The 16,700-nt window shown below is 69.2% G+C and carries 11 protein-coding genes; 8 read left to right on the top strand and 3 right to left on the bottom strand.

Going from position 1 to position 16,700, the window contains the following annotated elements:
- Nucleotides 1-3 precede the first annotated feature (3 nt).
- A complete protein-coding gene (locus A3ES_RS49530) occupies nucleotides 4-1,077 on the bottom strand; it encodes an MsnO8 family LLM class oxidoreductase (protein WP_020391550.1) in 1,074 nt (357 codons plus the stop codon).
- A 388-nt stretch (nucleotides 1,078-1,465) separates the two neighbouring features.
- On the opposite strand from A3ES_RS49530, the gene A3ES_RS0135240 reads away from it, so the two are divergent.
- From A3ES_RS0135240 to A3ES_RS0135220, 5 genes are all read left to right on the top strand, one after another.
- Entirely contained in the window at nucleotides 1,466-4,348 is a 2,883-nt protein-coding gene (locus A3ES_RS0135240) for a type 2 lanthipeptide synthetase LanM family protein (RefSeq protein ID WP_020391549.1), read from the top strand.
- Between the two features lie 29 nt (nucleotides 4,349-4,377).
- Nucleotides 4,378-4,590, top strand: coding sequence for a hypothetical protein (locus A3ES_RS0135235; protein WP_020391548.1), 213 nt, complete (start codon nucleotides 4,378-4,380; stop codon nucleotides 4,588-4,590).
- An 87-nt stretch (nucleotides 4,591-4,677) separates the two neighbouring features.
- Nucleotides 4,678-4,863, top strand: a complete 186-nt coding sequence (locus tag A3ES_RS0135230) for a hypothetical protein (RefSeq protein WP_020391547.1) — start codon at nucleotides 4,678-4,680, stop codon at nucleotides 4,861-4,863.
- 117 nt (nucleotides 4,864-4,980) lie between these two features.
- A complete protein-coding gene (locus tag A3ES_RS0135225) occupies nucleotides 4,981-7,902 on the top strand; it encodes a helix-turn-helix transcriptional regulator (protein WP_020391546.1) in 2,922 nt (973 codons plus the stop codon).
- A gap of 182 nt (nucleotides 7,903-8,084) precedes the next feature.
- The gene (locus A3ES_RS0135220) at nucleotides 8,085-9,314 is read left to right on the top strand and encodes an ROK family transcriptional regulator (RefSeq protein ID WP_237745149.1); all 1,230 of its coding nucleotides are present in this window, start codon (nucleotides 8,085-8,087) and stop codon (nucleotides 9,312-9,314) included.
- 31 nt (nucleotides 9,315-9,345) lie between these two features.
- Here the strand turns inward: A3ES_RS0135220 and A3ES_RS51845 are convergent, their stop codons facing one another.
- Both A3ES_RS51845 and A3ES_RS51840 read right to left on the bottom strand, forming a co-directional pair.
- A complete protein-coding gene (locus A3ES_RS51845) occupies nucleotides 9,346-10,095 on the bottom strand; it encodes an alpha/beta fold hydrolase (RefSeq protein ID WP_020391544.1) in 750 nt (249 codons plus the stop codon).
- Entirely contained in the window at nucleotides 10,092-10,778 is a 687-nt protein-coding gene (locus A3ES_RS51840) for a DUF998 domain-containing protein (RefSeq protein WP_020391543.1), read from the bottom strand. The genes A3ES_RS51845 and A3ES_RS51840 overlap by 4 nt, the downstream gene beginning before the upstream one ends.
- 58 nt (nucleotides 10,779-10,836) lie before the next feature.
- Between A3ES_RS51840 and lysX the strand changes: the two genes are divergently transcribed.
- From lysX to A3ES_RS0135195, 3 genes are all read left to right on the top strand, one after another.
- Nucleotides 10,837-14,190: a bifunctional lysylphosphatidylglycerol synthetase/lysine--tRNA ligase LysX gene (lysX, locus tag A3ES_RS0135205; protein WP_020391542.1), complete on the top strand. Its 3,354-nt coding sequence runs from the start codon at nucleotides 10,837-10,839 to the stop codon at nucleotides 14,188-14,190.
- A 115-nt stretch (nucleotides 14,191-14,305) separates the two neighbouring features.
- Complete coding sequence (locus A3ES_RS0135200) at nucleotides 14,306-15,274, top strand: hypothetical protein (RefSeq protein ID WP_020391541.1); 969 nt, start codon at nucleotides 14,306-14,308, stop codon at nucleotides 15,272-15,274.
- Nucleotides 15,275-15,341: 67 nt separating this feature from the next.
- Nucleotides 15,342-16,166 carry an alpha/beta fold hydrolase gene (locus A3ES_RS0135195; RefSeq protein ID WP_020391540.1) on the top strand — a complete coding sequence of 275 codons (825 nt, stop codon included), beginning with the start codon at nucleotides 15,342-15,344 and terminating at the stop codon, nucleotides 16,164-16,166.
- Nucleotides 16,167-16,700 lie beyond the last annotated feature (534 nt).

The following is a 16,700-nucleotide window of genomic DNA, read 5'->3' as shown; positions in this document are numbered from 1 at the left end:
CGGCTAGGCAGTGGCGACGAAGTGGGGAGCGTGCCGGGGGACGCTGCGGATGGCACGGGTGAGGCCCGCTGCCGCAGTACGGAGGATGGCTGACCGGACAAGGCCGTCGAAGGCCAGTGGCACCAGCATGACCTCGTCGGCTCCAGTGCTGGCCGCCACCGACGCCAGGCCGGCTGCTACTCCGGCCCGGGTGCCGATGACGTAGCCAGGCTCGTCCAGCAGCCGCTCGGCCTTGTTCTGCTCGCGGCTGGTCACTGATGGCTCCAGCAACTCCATGAGCTCAGTTGGCGTGGCCCTGTTGGCCGCAGTCTTCAGACGCGACTTCACCCGGACGTACTCCGCCAGCCGGGCCACTGCCTCCTCTTCGGTGTCAGCGGCAACAACCCCCACCGTCACCCCGACATACGGCTTCCCCGTCGGCCCCGTTGTCTCAAAACTGTCCCGGTACGCCGACACGGACGCCAGCGTGCCTGTCGCCGCCGTGTGATGAGCCAGGAACAGAGGCAACCCCCGTACTGCGGCCACCTGCGCGCCACTCGGGTTGTCGGTCATCAGGAAGACAGGTGGCGGCAGCCCAGCCAACGCGAGCCGGACGTCGCCGACAGGCGCACGGCCGGGCAACCCGTCCCGCAGGAAGCGGCAGAGCTCATCCAGCCGCTCCGGGAAGCTGTCCTTGTCGGTCAGGCCGAGCGCAGCGGCAGTACTGGGCGAGACGGCCGGCGCCTTGCCGACACCAAGGTCGATCCGGCCCGGGTACGCCGCCGCGAGCGCCGCGAACTGCTCTGCGACCACCAGCGACCGGTGGTTCGTCAGCAGCACACAGCCCGAGCCCATCCGGATCCGGTCGGTCCTGGCGGCGAGTACTGCAGCCACAACCGCAGGGCTTGCACCGCCTGCCCCTCGTACGCCGTGCTGCTCGGCAACCCAGAACCGTCGGTAGCCGAGGTCGTCAGCGGCCTGCGCGACCTCCACCGTCTCCCGCAGAGCGGCCGCAGCGGACTGCCCCGGCAACTGCGGCACTACGTCGAGCACCGAGTGCGCTGAGACCGGGAGACCGGGTGCGGCTGAGCTGTACACCCACTCACCGTCGCAGCCAGGGCCCGTTTGCACATGGGTGTTCGGCCCCCATCTTCTGCCCCATCCGCACCCACGCTCGTGAGCACCCGGCGGCGAGGGAAATTGGGTAGGTAGAGCCCTTGCCGCTCCTTCCGGCCGTCGGGCATCGTTCCCGGCGTCGGCAGTTCGGCAGCCGGCCGACACCTGGATTCCTGCGCCGAACCGCCTTCCACCAGAGGCCGTCCGGTGCAGGCGATGCTGGACCGCGGGGTGCTGTACTCCCCAGTCGACATCCCGCGGTACAGCAGCACCCGACAGCGCACTCCGGTATGGCGGTCGCCGGTCCCGGAAGGAATATGGGGGCTCCGTACCCATGGCAACACCCATCCCTCGATGGGAGCCTGAGCGCGTGCTCAACTCCGCAACCACCGGGACGTCCCGGACAGACCAGCCGAACGCCTGGTGGTCCGCCGGGATGGGTCCGCACGAGCAGGGCTCGCCGATGCCCGCCTGGGCGGAGTACGTCGAACGCAGTACGGCCAGGTCGGTCGTCTCGCCGCCGGTGACAGGTGACTCGCAGCAAGCGCTGCTCCGGTGCCTCGAACCGCTGCTGGCCACTGCTCGGCACGACCTGACTGCCGCGGGACAGGACGGCGTACTGGCCGAGCAGTTCCTCCAGCGGCTCGGTCGGCGCCTGGTCCGGCTGGCGTCGCGGACGTTGGTGCTGGAACTCGCCCGGGCTCGCGACCGGGGCGAGCTGGCCGGTGACACACCGGCTGAGCGTTTTCTCGACTTTACCCACCGGCTCGTTGGAGGGAGCGAGCTGGCGGAGTTCCTGGCCGCATACCCGGTGCTGGCCCGGGTCCTGGGCGAGGCGTGCCGGCAGGCCGTCGAGGGTTACCTCGAGCTGCTGGACCGTCTCGCCGAGGACCGCGAGCAGCTGGCCGGTCTGCTGGAAGGAACTGATCCAGATCCCTTGCTGAGCGTCGATCCCGGGGGCGATCCCCACCGCGGCGGCCGCTCCACAGCCACCCTCACCTTCGCCGGCGGCCGCAAGCTCATCTACAAGCCGCGGCCGCTGGATCTGCATACCCACTTCAACGACCTGGTCCACTGGCTGAACGGCAAGACCGGCCTGGACCTGCGCACAGTCGAGGTCCTCCGCCGACCGGGGTACGGATGGCTCGAGTACGTCGACCACACGCCCTGCCTCGACATCTCGGAGGTCCGCCGCTTCTACCACCGCCAAGGCGCCCTGCTGGCTCTGCTGTACGTCCTGGACGGCACGGACATGCACCACGAGAACCTGATCGCCCACGGCGACCAACCGGTGCTGGTGGACGTCGAAACCCTGTTCCACCCGAACCACGTCCTCAGCGGCCTCCCTGGCCAGGACCCGGCTCATGCGGCCATGCAGAGCTCGGTCTTCCGTACTGCGTTGCTGCCCTTGCTGTTCACGGGTGAGCACGGAACCGTTGACATCTCCGGGCTGGGTGGCGATTCCGGCGAGGTGGCCCCGCTCAGCATGGTCGACTGGGCCAACCCGGGGCTGGACACCATGCACCTGGTGCGCCGGCCGGTCAAGACGCTGGGCGGCCGGAACCGTCCGATCCTCGACGGCCAGGTGATGGAGCCGCGCGACCACGAACTCGCTTTGCTGGCTGGGTTCCAGACCGCGTACGAGGCGATCTCCTGGAACCGCCGTGAGCTGGCCGGCCCCACTGGTCTGCTCGCTGCCTGCGCCGACGACGAGGTCCGCTACGTCCCCCGGGCGACGCAGACCTACGCCTCGCTGCTGGACGAGTCGACGCATCCCGACGCCATGCGTGCCGCCTCCGGACGCAGCGAACTACTCGACTTGCTCTGGGATGCAGATCCGGCACTGCACCAACTGGTACCGGCCGAGTTGTCGGATCTGTGGTCCGGCGACATCCCCTTGTTCGCAACGCGTCCGGGCAGCCGCGACCTGTGGGCCTCCGACGGTAGCCGGGTGCCACGGTTCTTCGCCGCCGAAGGACTGGAGACGGTCGAGGCCAAGCTCGCCCTGCTGAGTGAGGTCGACCAGCACCGGCAGCAATGGATCGTCTCGGCCACACTGGCCACCCGGCCGGAGCCGGTCGCGCACGCCTGTACCACCAAGCGCAGCGCGCTGGAGGCCGTGGAGGCGGACCCGGCGCAGTTGCTCGCCGCCGCCACCGACATCGCAGACGAGATCATGGCCCGGACCGTCGACGGCGACGCCGGCCGGGCGAACTGGCTCGGCCTTGAACTGCTCGATGACCACCACTGGTCGGTCATGCCGATGGGTGCCGGTCTCCCGACCGGCTACACCGGCGTTGCCCTCTTCCTGGCTCAGATCGGCGCTCTCACCGGCGCCGACAAGTACCGCGAACTGGCGAAGGACGCGATCCGCCCAATCCCGCAGCTCCTGCAGACCCTTGCCACCTCACCGGAAACCGCGCAACTCGTCGGCCCGGGTTTCTACGGTCTGGGTGGCATCAGCTACGGCCTGAGCCGGCTCGCATCGCTACTGCACGACCCGGAGCTCGCCGACTGGCTCTCGACCTCACTCGAGATCACTGCCGGGCTGACCCCGGACGCCGACCAGTTCCCCAGCTACACCGAGGGCGCCGCCGGTGGGCTCGCCGCCATGCAAGCGGTCGACCATCCAATCGCTGCACAGCTGGCCAAGCGCTACGCTGACGAACTGGTCACGGCGGTCGAACTCGGCGTACGCCGCAACGGGTTGTCAGCGGCGACTGGCTTCGCCCGCGGCTATCAGGGCATCGCCTGGGCGCTGGGCCAGTACGGCGTACCGGGCGACAAGTACCGAGAAGCGGCACTGGTTGCTGCTGACCTGGATCGGCCAGCCGAGACCGCCAACCGTGGTTGGTGTTCCGGTGACGCCGGTACTGCGCTGGCCAGGTACAGCGCAGGCGCCCCAGCGGACCTCGACGCCTATCTGAAGTCCGCCACCGAACGTCCGGTGCTCGCCGACATGAGTCTGTGTCATGGCGAGCTCGGCGCGGTCGAGCCACTCCTGTGGCTGACCGAACGCGATCACCAAGCCATTGAGGCAGTCCGGCGCCGACGCCGCGCCGGCCTGGTGCTCGCCGCAGTACAGCAGTACGGACCGCAATGCGGTACTCCGAGGGGGGTGCCCTCGCCCGGCCTTCTGACCGGCCTGGCAGGCATCGGCTACGGACTACTACGTCTCGGCTTCACCGGACGTGTTCCGTCGGTCCTACTGCTCGAACCGTCCACCGGTAGTCAGTACCCATCACAGCGCTGACACCGGCCCAACCGACAGGGGAACCCAGCATGACCGCCCAGAACCCGTACGACGAACCGCGCGACCCACAACCCACCAGCAGCACCGACCCATTGGGCCCGATCACCTTGCCCAAGCGCAGCCGGGTCGGCGCCCGGGCCTTCGCCCTGGTCGGCGCCGCCAGCGTCCTGGCCGCGGGCGCCCTCGAGCTCGTCGAGAACTGCCCCACCTGGCCGACCACCACGATCAGCGTCGAGCAGTGACCTGCGGCTGACGCCGATCTCGCCAGCCCGGGCCCACGACCATCCGTGCGCGGGCCCGGACGACAACACCAGCACCAGGAGACACCCATGACTGCGCAGCACAACCACGAAGACCAGCCGGCCGACCCGGTCGGCCCGATCGAACTGCCCGAGCGAAGCCGGATCGGCGCCCGCGCCTTCGCTCTGGTCGGAGCCGCGAGTGTGCTCTCCGTCGGTCTGATCGAGACCAACGACATCTTCGGGACCTACATCACCACGATCAGCCACCACTGACCGGGGACGAGGCCGGCGCCGCCGGCCCGGATCGCGGCCTTTGTGCCCGCGTTCCGGCCGGCGGCGACGGGCCGACCTCACTGCGGTAGCACCGCGGCATGGCTAGAGTTTGCAAACATGCAGACCCATGCGCCCAGGGTGGTCGGCAGAGACAGGGAGATCGAACACCTCGACCGGCTGCTCACCGAAGCTCGCGATGGTCACGGGGGTGCGGTCTTCCTGGTCGGCGAGCCCGGCATCGGGAAGAGCAGGCTCGGCGCGGTCGCCACCACCATGGCGCTCAATCACGGCATGGCGACGCTCCGCGGCCGGGTCGGGGCGATGGGCACGATGGTCGCCTTCAGGCCCTTCACCGAAGCCTTCCTGTCGTTGATCCGGCGCGGCGAGATGCCGGATCCAGCTGCCCTCGGTCCCTACCGTCAGGTCCTTGGCCGGCTGATCCCCGACTGGGACGACGGCGACTCGCACGAGGCCGGCATCTCCGCGGTGGTACTCGGTGAGGCGATTCTGCGGCTGCTCGGGCTGATCGCGGCGGACCGGGGTGTGCTGCTGGTACTGGAGGATCTGCACGGCTCCGACCCGGAGACGCTCGCCGTGATCGAGTATCTGCTCGACAATCTCGAAGACCAATCGGTCATCCTGGTGACCACACTGCGGCCGGAACCAGGTTCAGGGCTCGACCTGGCCCGGCTGGCAGACCAGCGCGGCACGGCCCGGGTGGTGGAACTGCGGCCGCTCGACCGGCGGGAAGTTCGCGAACTCGCGGCCGGGTGCCTGGAGGTCAGTGCCGACGGCGTGCCCGACCAGCTGGCCGAGCGACTCTGGTCGGACAGTGCCGGAGTCCCTTTCATTGTTGAGGAACTGCTGCAGGAGGCAGACCGGACCGGGCAACTGCTGGCAGCTGCCGACGGCACCGTTCAGGTCGTGGACGACCTCCGCACCGGGGTTCCGGCGGCCGTCGTCCGCAGTATCAACAGCCGGACCAATCAACTCAGTTCGCAGTCCCGCGAACTCCTGCTGCTGGCAGCAGTGATCGGGCATCGTTTCCCACTCAGCGTGGTCCGGCATGCCAGCGGCGTCGACGAACGGTTGCTGCTGGCAACGTTGCGGGCAGGCCTCGCCGCGCAGCTGGTCGGGCCGGACGAACCCGTGCCCGACTGGTACGCCTTTCGGCACCCGCTGACCGCGGACGCGTTGCTGGCGGGCCTGACTCCTGCCGAGCGGTCGGCGCTGGCCATGCGGTGTGCCGACGCGATCGAGGAGCTTCACCCTGGTCTGCCCGGCGAGTGGAGTCCGATGGTGGCCGAACTCGCCCACAGCGGCGGTGACTACGCCCGCGCCGGCCGGCTGTTCGCACAGGCCGGCCGCCGGTCCTTCGACGAGGGCTCGATGGCCTCCGCGGTTCATCTGCTGAACCGCGCCCATACTTTGCTCGCCGACGATCCGGACGTCACCTACCGTGCCGAGGTCCTCGGGTCCCTGTTGCTGGCCGCAGGCGAGAACGGGCAGTTCGACCACCCGGTCGCCAAGCCCGAGGTGATCGAGCACCTTGACCACCAGAATCTCGACCACCGCAAGGTGGCCGGTCTGTATGTGCGGCTCGCGGGTGTCGAACATCTGGCCGGGCGCTGGTCCTCGGCCTCGACCCACGTGGCCATCGCGCGGTCCCTGCTCGGAGACCGGCCCAGCGACGCGGACGTGGCTCCCGTGGATGCGATGGCCGCCATGCTGGAGTGGGGCAAGACCAGTCCGGGACGGTTGAAGTCGGCGGCCGAACTGGCCACCCGGGCCGCCGCGGCAGCCGAGCGAGCGGACCTTCCGACGGTTGCCGTCGACGCATGGCAGATGCTCGGTGTGCTCGCCCGCGAACACGATCTCGATCAGTCGATCGTCTACTTCCGACGCGCCCGGCAGGTGGCCACGCAGAGCCATCTGTCCCTCCAGCGAGTGATGTCGCATCTCTACGAGGCCGGCACGATCTGCCTGGCCGAAGGCGCGGTCACCGAACTCGAGCACGCCCGGCACCAGGCGTTGCGGATCGGCGCGATCCCGATGGCGTACGAGATCGACGGCGCCCTCGGCCTGCAGGCGATTCTGCGATCGGAGTACACCAGGGCCGAGGAGATGATCGCAGCGTGCCTGGAGGTCACTCAGCGACTCAAGCTCAGCCGCGGCGCGCCCTACGAACTGGTAACGATGGCAGTGCTGGCCGGCCACCAGGGCAAGCGGGCGCAGATGGAGGCGACGCTGGTCGAGCTGGCCACCTGGGGCGAGCGTGCCTCACACGAACTGCCCTTGTCCTACGGGCTCGCGCGGACGTTCTGCGCGTTGCTCGAAGAGAACCGGGAGCTGGCCGAGTCCGACATGGCCCAGGCACTCGCCTATGACGCGCAGAACCCGACCACATTCCACATGGCCGGGAAGAACGGCCTCGGTCTGCTACTGGGGGTGCTGTCGCGCCGGAACGGCTGGCCGCACCACGAAGCGGTCGCGGCGACGGCGGGCAGCAAGATGCGGTGGAACCGGCAGTTCGTGCAGTTGGCGCACGCGGTGCTCCTCGGACGGGACGGGCAGGCGGCCGAGGCCACAGCGATGGTTTCCCGGTCCTTGGAATCTTCGGAGATCTACCCGATGGCCCGGCATCTCGGGTTGCGGTTGATCGCCGAGCCGGCCGCGGCTGATGGGTGGGGTGAGCCGGTTGCGTGGTTGCGGCAGGCGGAGGACTACTTCCATAACGCTGAGGTGCCGGCGGTGGCTAGTGCTTGCCGGAGCATGTTGCGGCAGCTCGGGGCGACGGTTTCGCAGCGGCGGACGGGGTCCGATCAGGTGCCGGCGCATCTGCGGCAGCTGGGGATCACGACGCGGGAGTTCGAGGTGGTGCAACTGCTGGTGGACCGGATCGGGAACAAGTCGATCGCCTCGCGGCTGCACATCTCACCGCGCACTGTGGAAAAGCACGTCGCCAGCCTGATGACCAAGACGCAACAGCCCGATCGGGAGGCGCTGAGCAGCTTCGCCCGGACGGTGTTGCAGGACTGATCCCGGGCCTCGCGCGTGTGCTGGAACATGGGACGGCTTTCGGGTGATAGTTGTCGACTCACGGAATTTCTGGGCGCCCGCCCGCCCACGGAGGTCCGGCGGCACGCGCGTAACTGGCCGGGTTCATTTATGAACGCTCGCTTTATATATAGGATGGGCGAGTGGCAGGCAAGGGGTCGGACATGAGCAAGGGAACGGTCGGCGGCGGCGGGACGACGATGCTGCGGCGGATCAACGTCGCTGCTGTGCTGGATGCGGTCCGCCGCTCGGCACCGGCACCGTTGCGCGTCGCTGAACTGGTCGAACGCACGGGACTGGCCAGGCCCACCGTGGCCCAGGCAGTCGACGAGCTACTGGACGCCGGCTGGCTGCAGCAGCACGGCCCTGATTCCGCGGACCGCTCGCTGGGCCGCCCGGCCATCCGGGTCTCCCTGCGCGGGCGTGCGGCGCCGGTGCTCGGGCTGGACGTCGGACCACACCGCGTCACCGTCGGCGTCTCCGACCTGGCCGGCCGCAAGCTCTCCCTCGTACGCCGGTCCGGGCCCGGCTGGACGGCCCAGGAGCTGCTCGGTGTGATCAGTGAGGTGATCACCGAGGCACTCGCCGAGGCGGAGGTGCCGGCTGAGGACATCGCCGCTGCCGTCGCCGCCAGCCCTGGCATCGTGGACGAGCACACCGGCCGGGTCCAGCTGGTCCCGAGCGTTCCGGGCTGGTCCGCAGTCGACCTGACCAAGCACGTCCGCAGCCTGCTCGACTGCCCGGTCATGCTGGACAACGACGCCAACCTGGCCGCCCTGGCCATCGCCGCTGCCCGTGGCGGCACCGGCACACTGCTGGCTGTCCAGTGGGGCGAGCGGCTCGGTGCCGGCATCGTGATCGACGGCCGGCTCCACCGCGGTACTGGCGCGGCCGGCGAGATCGGCTTCATCGCCACCGGCCCGGACGACGTGATCAACCCCGAGGACAGCCGCGGCCCGCTGGAGCGCGCTGTCGGCTCCGAGGCCATCGCTGAGCTGGGCCGTCAGGCTGCACTGGCGAACCCGGACTCCCGGCTCGCCGAGCTCGGCCGCGACCAGCTCGACACCGCCGACGTCTTCGCCGCTGCAGCCGAGCGCGACCCGGTCGCCCAGGCGGTAGTACAGCAGGTGGCGCGAGACTTCGCCCGGGCGCTGGCGCCCGCAGTACTGGTGCTGGACCCCACTGCTGTCGTTATCGGTGGTGGTGTCGCCAGGGCTGGAGCCGTGCTCCTGGATGCCATCTCGGACCAGTTGCGGCTCCTCACCCTCAACCACCCGAAGCTGGAGCTCTCCGCGCTAGCCGAGGACGCTGTGGTCACTGGCGCCATGCGCATGGCCCTCGACGAGGTCTGGCAGCGCAAGCTCCCGACTCCCGCTCTCACCAGCCCTGCCTGACAATCCCACCTCGGCTCTCAGACGAGCAGGGTCAGACGAGCTGGGTGACGGCCTTCGCGATGGCGTCGGGGCGGTCCAGATGGACCAGATGGGCCGAGTCAGGCAAGACCTCGACGGTGGCGTTGAGCTTGGCGGCGAGTGCGCGCTGACCCGCCAGCCAGCTGCCGGCGGTGAAGCGGGAGCTGCCACCTGTCGCCACCAGTACGACGACGGGTGGCACGAAGGTCGGTGGTGACTCCAGTAGCCGGCCGACCTCGGCTGCGAGCGCCCAACTGCCGGTCAGCTCGTCCCAGAAGAGCAGCCACGAACCGGCAGCGCCGTACCGGGAGCGGGCGGTCGCCTTGGAGAGCAGGTCGCGGTTGCTCATGCTGCCGACGCGGACGAACAGCTGTCGCGCCAACGGACCAAGCAGCTGCGGTACGCCGATCCGCCCCAGAACCCGCAGTACTGAGCGAACCGCCCGGTCGCCCCGCGTGCCCGGGTAGAGCCATCGCCAGCCGGTCTCCGACGTGAGGCTGGAGTCGATCAGGACGAGCCTGTCGACCTCGTGCGGGTGCGTGAGCATCCACCGCAACGCCGCGAGCCCGCCGATCGAGTGGCCGAGCAGCCCGACCGGGAGCGTCGCGCCGGCACTCTCCCGCAACTCCTCGACCGGCGCCGTGATCGGCGTACGCCAGGGGTCGAGCACGCGGAGGTCGTTGCTGGGCAACAGCGAGACGACCTCGGCGAACTCCTCGGGAGTCTCGGCAAGGCCCGGCACCAACACCCAGCTGGTACTCATCGGGTGAAAGCTTGCCTCAGACCGGGGAGCAATGTCGCCAGCATTAAGCAGACGAGCCCCACCGACACGCGTTGCAGGATGCCCGGCGGGTGCAGGTCGTTGCCGGTCAGCACCTCGAGCCCGGTCTCGATCCCCAGCCAGGCTTGGGTGACGGCGACGGCGGCGGCCAGCCCGGCGACCACCTTGCCCCACACGCCGCCCCAACCCGAGCGTCGCAGTACCAGGACCGCGAAGATGCCTAGGGCAACACTCCCGATCCCCGCGACGGTTGACGTGATCTCGTGCAGCACAAGCGCGGTGCCGGACTGCCCGCTGTTCTCAGATTCCCGGCAGGCCTGGCTCAGCGACGGCGCACAACTCATCGGCGACAGCGCGTCGAACAACGTCCCAGCCCCGAAGACGGCGGCACTGATCAGCAGCCCGGCGACATCGCGATGCATCCGCGCGGCAGGCCTTCCGAGGATCGCTGCCAACAGCAACAACACGCCCGAGCCGAGATCCATCGCCCGCGCGTACGGGCTGGTCGGCTGGTCGAGCGCACCCAGCTCGCTCAGGAAGGAATCGTGAACATTCAGCGGATAGCCGGCGACAAGCTCCAGCAGCAGGCTGCAGTAGAGCACCCCTGAGGCCACCAGGACACCCCGCATCAACCGATACGGAAAGCGGGCGGGGACGGCCATCATGCCCGAAAGAGTTACACACGAGACCAAAGTCATCATCCGGGGATGGGATGATCGCCGGGTGTCGTCGGAACAAGTCATCCCGAAGTGGAAGCAGCGCGCGGCCGTCTGGGTCGGCCGGGTCGTCGTCTTCGCCTCGGTCTGGTCGTTCCTGGCGATCCCGCTGCACCTGGCCGCGCCGGCGTACGTGAAGCGGGTCGACCAGGCCTTCGACTTCTTCGGGATCCCGGCCGGGCACACCTTCTTCTCGGCCGTCTACCTCGCCGTCGTCGGCAGCGCGCTGCTGCGCGGCAAGCGCGCCGCGCTGCTTTGGGTGCTCTGGGTCTTCGAGGTGCTCTGGCTGCTCAGCGCGGTGGCCTCCGTCGGCCTGAACAGCGTCCGGCTGGCCAATCCGCGTGATCAGGACCTGATCGCGGAGTTCGGCGAGGTCAGGCTGCAGGACCTCGAGCTCGCCATCGCCCAGGTGATCGTGATCGCCGCGCTGATCGTGCTGCTGTGGAAGATCCGCGCCGCGTTCCCGGCCCGGCTGGCACCCGGTACCCGGCGGCTCGCGGTCGGCGCGCTGATCGGCGGCCTGGCGATCTCGATCGCGGTCAGCATCACGCTGACCCAGGTCTTCCCCAAGACCCTTGATGGCCAGAAGGAGAAGATCGGCTGGGCCGTGATCGCCGCGCTCGGCCAGAGCCGCAGCAAGATGGGCGCCGGTCACGAGGGCCACGGCTGGGTCGGCCTGGCCGTCGGCGCGATCTCGGCAGCCTCGCTGGTGATCGCCTTCGCGATCTTCCTCCGGTCGGTACGCCGGGTCCGCTACCTCAGCCAGCTCGAAGAGCTGAACCTGCGCCGCCTGCTGCTCGAGTACGGCGAACGCGACTCGCTCGGCTACTTCGCCACCCGCCGCGACAAGGCGGTGATGTTCTCTCCCGACAACGAGGCCGCGATCGCCTACCGGGTCGTCAACGGCGTGAGCCTGGCCAGCGGCGATCCGCTCGGTGATCCAGCGGCCTGGCCCGGCGCGATCAAACGCTGGCTCGCCGAGGCCCGCACCTACGGCTGGTCCCCGGCGGTCCTGTCGGCCAGCGAAGAGGCTGCGCACGCGTACGTCGACGCCGGCCTGAAAGCGCTCGCGATGGGCGACGAGGCGATCATCGACGTCGCCGACTTCACCCTCGAAGGCCGGACCATGCGGCCGGTCCGCCAGGCGGTCACCCGGGCACAACGGGCCGGCTACCACGCCGAGGTGGTGCGGCACGGCGACTTGGCCCCCGCGACGCTGGCGGAGTACGTGCGACTCGCCGAGAAGTGGCGCGGCGCCCAGACCGAGCGTGGCTTCTCGATGGCGCTCGGCCGGCTCGGCGACCCCTCCGACGCAAGGTGCGTGATGGTCATCGCGCGCGACTCCGACGGCGAAGTACGAGGTCTGCTCTCCTTTGTTCCTTGGGGTGTGCGCGGGGTGTCGCTGGACCTGATGCGGCGCGATCCCGAGTCCGTGAACGGCCTGATGGAGTTCATGGTCAACGCGCTCGTCGAAGCCTGCGGCGATCTCGGCGTCCACCACATCTCGCTGAACTTCGCCATGTTCCGGGAGATCTTCAGCGACGCCGAACGCGTCGGCGCCGGTCCGGTACTGCGCCTCACGAACGCGCTGCTGACCGCCGCGTCGAGGTTCTGGCAGCTGGAGAGTCTCTACCAGTCCAACGAGAAGTACTTGCCCCGCTGGTCACCACGGTTGATCTGCTACCACCGCGGCGCATCCCTGGCCCAGGTGCTGCTGGCCGCCGGCACTGCGGAAGGCTTCCTGCCCGCGCCACGACCGTGGACGCGCGTCGACAGCGTGGAGACCGCCGAGCGGCACGCGATCATGGCGGCGGACGGCGGGCAGTTCGCGGCTTCCGTCCGTCGGCAGGAGGAAGAGTTGCTGCGGCCGGTGCTGCCGGACCGCACGCTCACCGAGCAGGAACAGATCCGCCGCGCCAAGCTCGACGCACTTGTTGCCAAGGGCATCGACCCTTATCCGGTCTCGGTCCCGCGGACGGAAACCCTGGAACGAATCCGGGGACTCCACCAGGGACTGCCGCCCGACCACCACACCGGCCAAGAGGTCTCCATCACCGGCCGGGTGATGCGAATGCGGAACCACGGCGCCTTGTCCTTCGCGCTGCTCCAGGACGGTCTGGCCGGCCTGCAGGTCATGCTGTCGGCCGACACCTGCGGCGTGGAAGCCATCGAGAACTGGCGCAGCCTGGTCGACATCGGCGATCACGTCAGCGTCACCGGCGAGGTCGTCACCAGCCGCCGGGGTGAGTTGTCGATCGGGGCGACCGATTGGGTGATGGCGGCGAAGTGCCTGCATCCCCTGCCGGACAAGCGCAAGGGCTTCACCGATCCGGAGGCGCGAGTCCGTCAGCGGCACCTCGATCTGGTGATGAACCCGGACACGCTGCAGATGATGCAGCATCGCAGTACCGCCGTCCGGGCCCTGCGGAACGGGTTCGAGAGCCGCGGCTTCATCGAGGTCGAGACGCCGATGCTGCAAGCGGTGCACGGTGGCGCCAACGCGCGGCCGTTCGTCACCCACATCAACGCCTACGACACCGAACTGTTCCTGCGGATCGCGCCCGAGCTGTTCCTCAAGCGGCTCAGCGTCGGCGGGCTGGGCAAGGTCTTCGAGCTGAACCGCAACTTCCGCAACGAAGGCGCCGACGCGACGCACAACCCGGAGTTCACCTCGGTCGAGGCCTACCAGCCGTACGCCGACTACAACGTGATGCGCGAGCTGACCCGCGAACTGCTGATCGAGGCCGCGACCGCGGTCTTCGGCAAGCCTGTCGTGCAACGCGCCGACGGCGAGATCGACATCTCCGGCGAGTGGCCGGTGATCACCGTGCACGACGCGGTCAGCCGGGCGACCGGCGTACCGATCGACTCCGGTACGCCGATCGAGCGGTTGCGCGAACTGTGTGCCGAGCACGGCGTCCATGCCGCGTTCGACCTGTCCGCCGGTGAACTCGTGCTCGAGCTGTACGACGAACTGGTCGAGCCGGCCACAACCCTGCCGACCTTCTACACCGACTTCCCGCTGGAGACGTCGCCGCTGACCCGCACGCACCGGACCGACCCGCGGCTGGCCGAGCGCTGGGACCTGGTCGCCTTCGGCGCGGAGATCGGTACGGCGTACTCGGAGCTGGTCGACCCCGTCGAGCAACGGCGGCGGCTGACCGAGCAGTCGCTCAAGGCGGCCGCCGGCGACCCCGAAGCGATGTCGCTGGACGAGGACTTCCTCAGCGCGCTGGAGTATGCGATGCCCCCGACCGGCGGGCTCGGTATCGGCGTCGATCGCGTGATGATGATGCTCACCGGGCAGAACATCCGCGCGACGCTGGCCTTCCCCTTCGTCCGGCCCGCACCCCGAAGCTAGGGAACCGGCTCGTGGCCGGATTCGTCCGACAAGTTGCGGACATCGGGTCGCCGGACAGGCCCTTTGCCGCCTAGGGTTGTCGGCAAGGGGATACATCCAGATCCTGGGGGCTTTCATGCGCACAAGTCTGTCCATCTCGGCCGGCGTCGCCGTCCTGGCGCTGCTGGCCGGATGCAGTGGCTCCGGCGACCAGAAACTGTCGAGCCAGGATCCGACGACGACCGACACCACGACGACCGCTCCCCCGAGCGAGCCGACCTCTCCGCCGACGTCAGCACCCAGCTCGGCACCTGTGTCGACGGCGCCTCCGGCCGGACCGTTGACGCAAGCGCAGTACCAGACGGCACTGATCCGGCTCGACCAGCGGCTGGCGGGCGACATCAACGCCTTGGGCCGGGTCAAGACCGAGGACAGCCTGACCGCCGCGATGGAGAACCTCACCCAGGCGCTGAACGCCGAGTCGCTCGCACTGGGCTCGATCAAGCCGCCGGCCAGGGCGGTCGCCGCCAACCGCGTGCTGCAGTTGCGCTTGAAGGCCGCGGCCTCTGCGCTGTCGAGCGGTGACACCAGCGACGTCGGCTGCGGCGGGCTCGCGTTCGTCTCCCAAGCTCTGCAACGCCAGCTCACCACCACGCTGTCCGTCGCGGTCACCCAGCTGCGGACGGTCGGCCTGGTCTTCGGCCGGACGCTGCCGGACCTCGGCCCTGATCCGAGCGACGCCCGTCCGTCGAACGGTGACGTCATCGTCCGGAGCGGCGCTGGTGGCTCCGGTGCGCTGCGGGTCAAGAACGGCTCGGCGGTGGACGTCGCGATCTCGATCGTCAGCCCCGGCAAGCCACCGGGCAAGCCGCACATCATGCTGTACGTCCAGTCCAAGAAGACCGCGACCGTCTACCGGATCGGCGGCGGCTACAGCCTGTACGTCAAGAGCGGCAAGGACTGGAACCCGAAGCGGCGCCAGTTCAGCTCCGACTGCTCGTTCAAGAAGTTCGACCAGAGCTTCAGCCGGAACAGCGGCTGGGAGGTCCAGCTGAAGCCGTCGGTGCTGGGCAACGCGACCTCGACCACCGTCGATCCGTACTGAGTTCTCAGCTATGTGACATCGGCCATGTCACGATGACAGCGAGCTGCCCCGGGGCCACCATGAGGTCATGAGCGCTACCGCGACCGTGACTGTGGCCGGTGTCCCCGGGGTGGAGATCGCCTACGACCGCAAGGGTGCTGGGCCGCCACTGCTGCTCCTGCACGGCATCGGGCACCACCGGCAGGCCTGGGACCCGGTGATCGACCTGCTGGCCGAGTCGCGTGACGTGGTCGCGCTGGACTTCCCCGGCTTCGGCGAGTCTCCCGACGTACCGGCCGGCCTCCCCGACGAGGTCGACACCTTCGCGTACGCAGTGGAAGCGTTCTGCGCCGCACTCGACCTCGGCAAGCCAGACGTCGCGGGCAACTCGATGGGCGGCCTGGTCGCACTCCGCCTCGGGCAACTCGGCGCAGTACGGTCCGTCACCGCGCTCTCGCCCGCAGGCTTCTGGAGTCCCCGCGAGCGCTCCTGGGCTCTCAATGTCCTGAGCAGCATGTACCGCGTCTCGCTCCGCACTCCCGCCACGACCGTCCGCAGGCTGGCCAGTACGGCGTACGGGCGGCGCGTGATGACCGGGATGATCTACCACCGCCCAGCCCTGCGCAGCCCAGAAGCCGTCATCGCCGAAACCGCCGCCATGCGCGCCGCACCCGCCTTCAACCGAGTGGCCCGCTTGGCCAAATCAGGAGTGACCTTCGACGGCGACGTCCCCGACATCCCCGTCACCATCGCCTGGGGCACCCACGACCGCATCCTCCTCCCCCGCCAAGCCGCCCGAGCCCACCTCCAACTCCCCAAGGCCCGAATGATCCCCCTCTACAACTGCGGCCACGTCCCCATGAACGACAACCCCCACCTAGTAACCCAAACCATCCTCAACACCTCGCCCTGAGGATCACGGCGAAGGCACGGACCGCTGCGCACGCATGACCCGGCCCTGAGGCCCCGACGCGCCGAGGGAAGCGTTTGCTGGGCGGAGGTGGGTATGCGTGGCGCCCCGGACTTTCCCGACCCCATGCCCACAGGGTCTCGCCGCCAGCCCTCCGGACGGGTACGCCGGGTTGCCAGGTACGCCCGACTGCCGGGATCACCGGGGTTGCCGGTACGCCGGGTTGCGGGGTGCCGATGGCCTGTTCTGGTGCCGGGGGCGCGCTGCAGAGCCTGTTGGGAAATGGGTCTGGGGTTCGCGTTGTGTCCCGACCGACAGGAAGTAGTGCCGGTTCTGCGGCCGGCCGCGGCCTGCGTGAGCGTGGCGCGCGGCCGAACGGTCGACTACTTCCTGTCGGTCGGTACACAATCGGCCGCTGCCGAGCCAATTCGCAACAGGCTCTGCCACGATCGGCTAGCGATCGGATAAGGCGCTACCGACCAGACCGGCAGTGCGTCGGGGCGGGCGGTTGCAGGGTCAGGATCACCATTCGCCAGC

The sequence above is a fragment of the Kribbella catacumbae DSM 19601 genome (genome assembly GCF_000372465.1).
Taxonomy (GTDB): Bacteria; Actinomycetota; Actinomycetes; order Propionibacteriales; family Kribbellaceae; genus Kribbella; species Kribbella catacumbae.
Note: the sequence above shows the minus strand (reverse complement) of the source record. Positions and strands in the feature narration are given on the sequence as shown.

Bases quoted from the DNA above. Each gene is read 5' to 3' on its own strand.
- A3ES_RS0135235 (WP_020391548.1), top strand. From the start codon at position 4,378: ATGACCGCCCAGAACCCGTACGACGAACCGCGCGACCCACAACCCACC.
- A3ES_RS51840 (WP_020391543.1), bottom strand. From the start codon at position 10,778: ATGATGGCCGTCCCCGCCCGCTTTCCGTATCGGTTGATGCGGGGTGTC.
- A3ES_RS0135225 (WP_020391546.1), top strand. From the start codon at position 4,981: ATGCAGACCCATGCGCCCAGGGTGGTCGGCAGAGACAGGGAGATCGAA.
- A3ES_RS0135200 (WP_020391541.1), top strand. From the start codon at position 14,306: ATGCGCACAAGTCTGTCCATCTCGGCCGGCGTCGCCGTCCTGGCGCTG.
- A3ES_RS51845 (WP_020391544.1), bottom strand. From the start codon at position 10,095: ATGAGTACCAGCTGGGTGTTGGTGCCGGGCCTTGCCGAGACTCCCGAG.
- A3ES_RS0135220 (WP_237745149.1), top strand. From the start codon at position 8,085: ATGAGCAAGGGAACGGTCGGCGGCGGCGGGACGACGATGCTGCGGCGG.
- A3ES_RS0135195 (WP_020391540.1), top strand. From the start codon at position 15,342: ATGAGCGCTACCGCGACCGTGACTGTGGCCGGTGTCCCCGGGGTGGAG.
- A3ES_RS0135230 (WP_020391547.1), top strand. From the start codon at position 4,678: ATGACTGCGCAGCACAACCACGAAGACCAGCCGGCCGACCCGGTCGGC.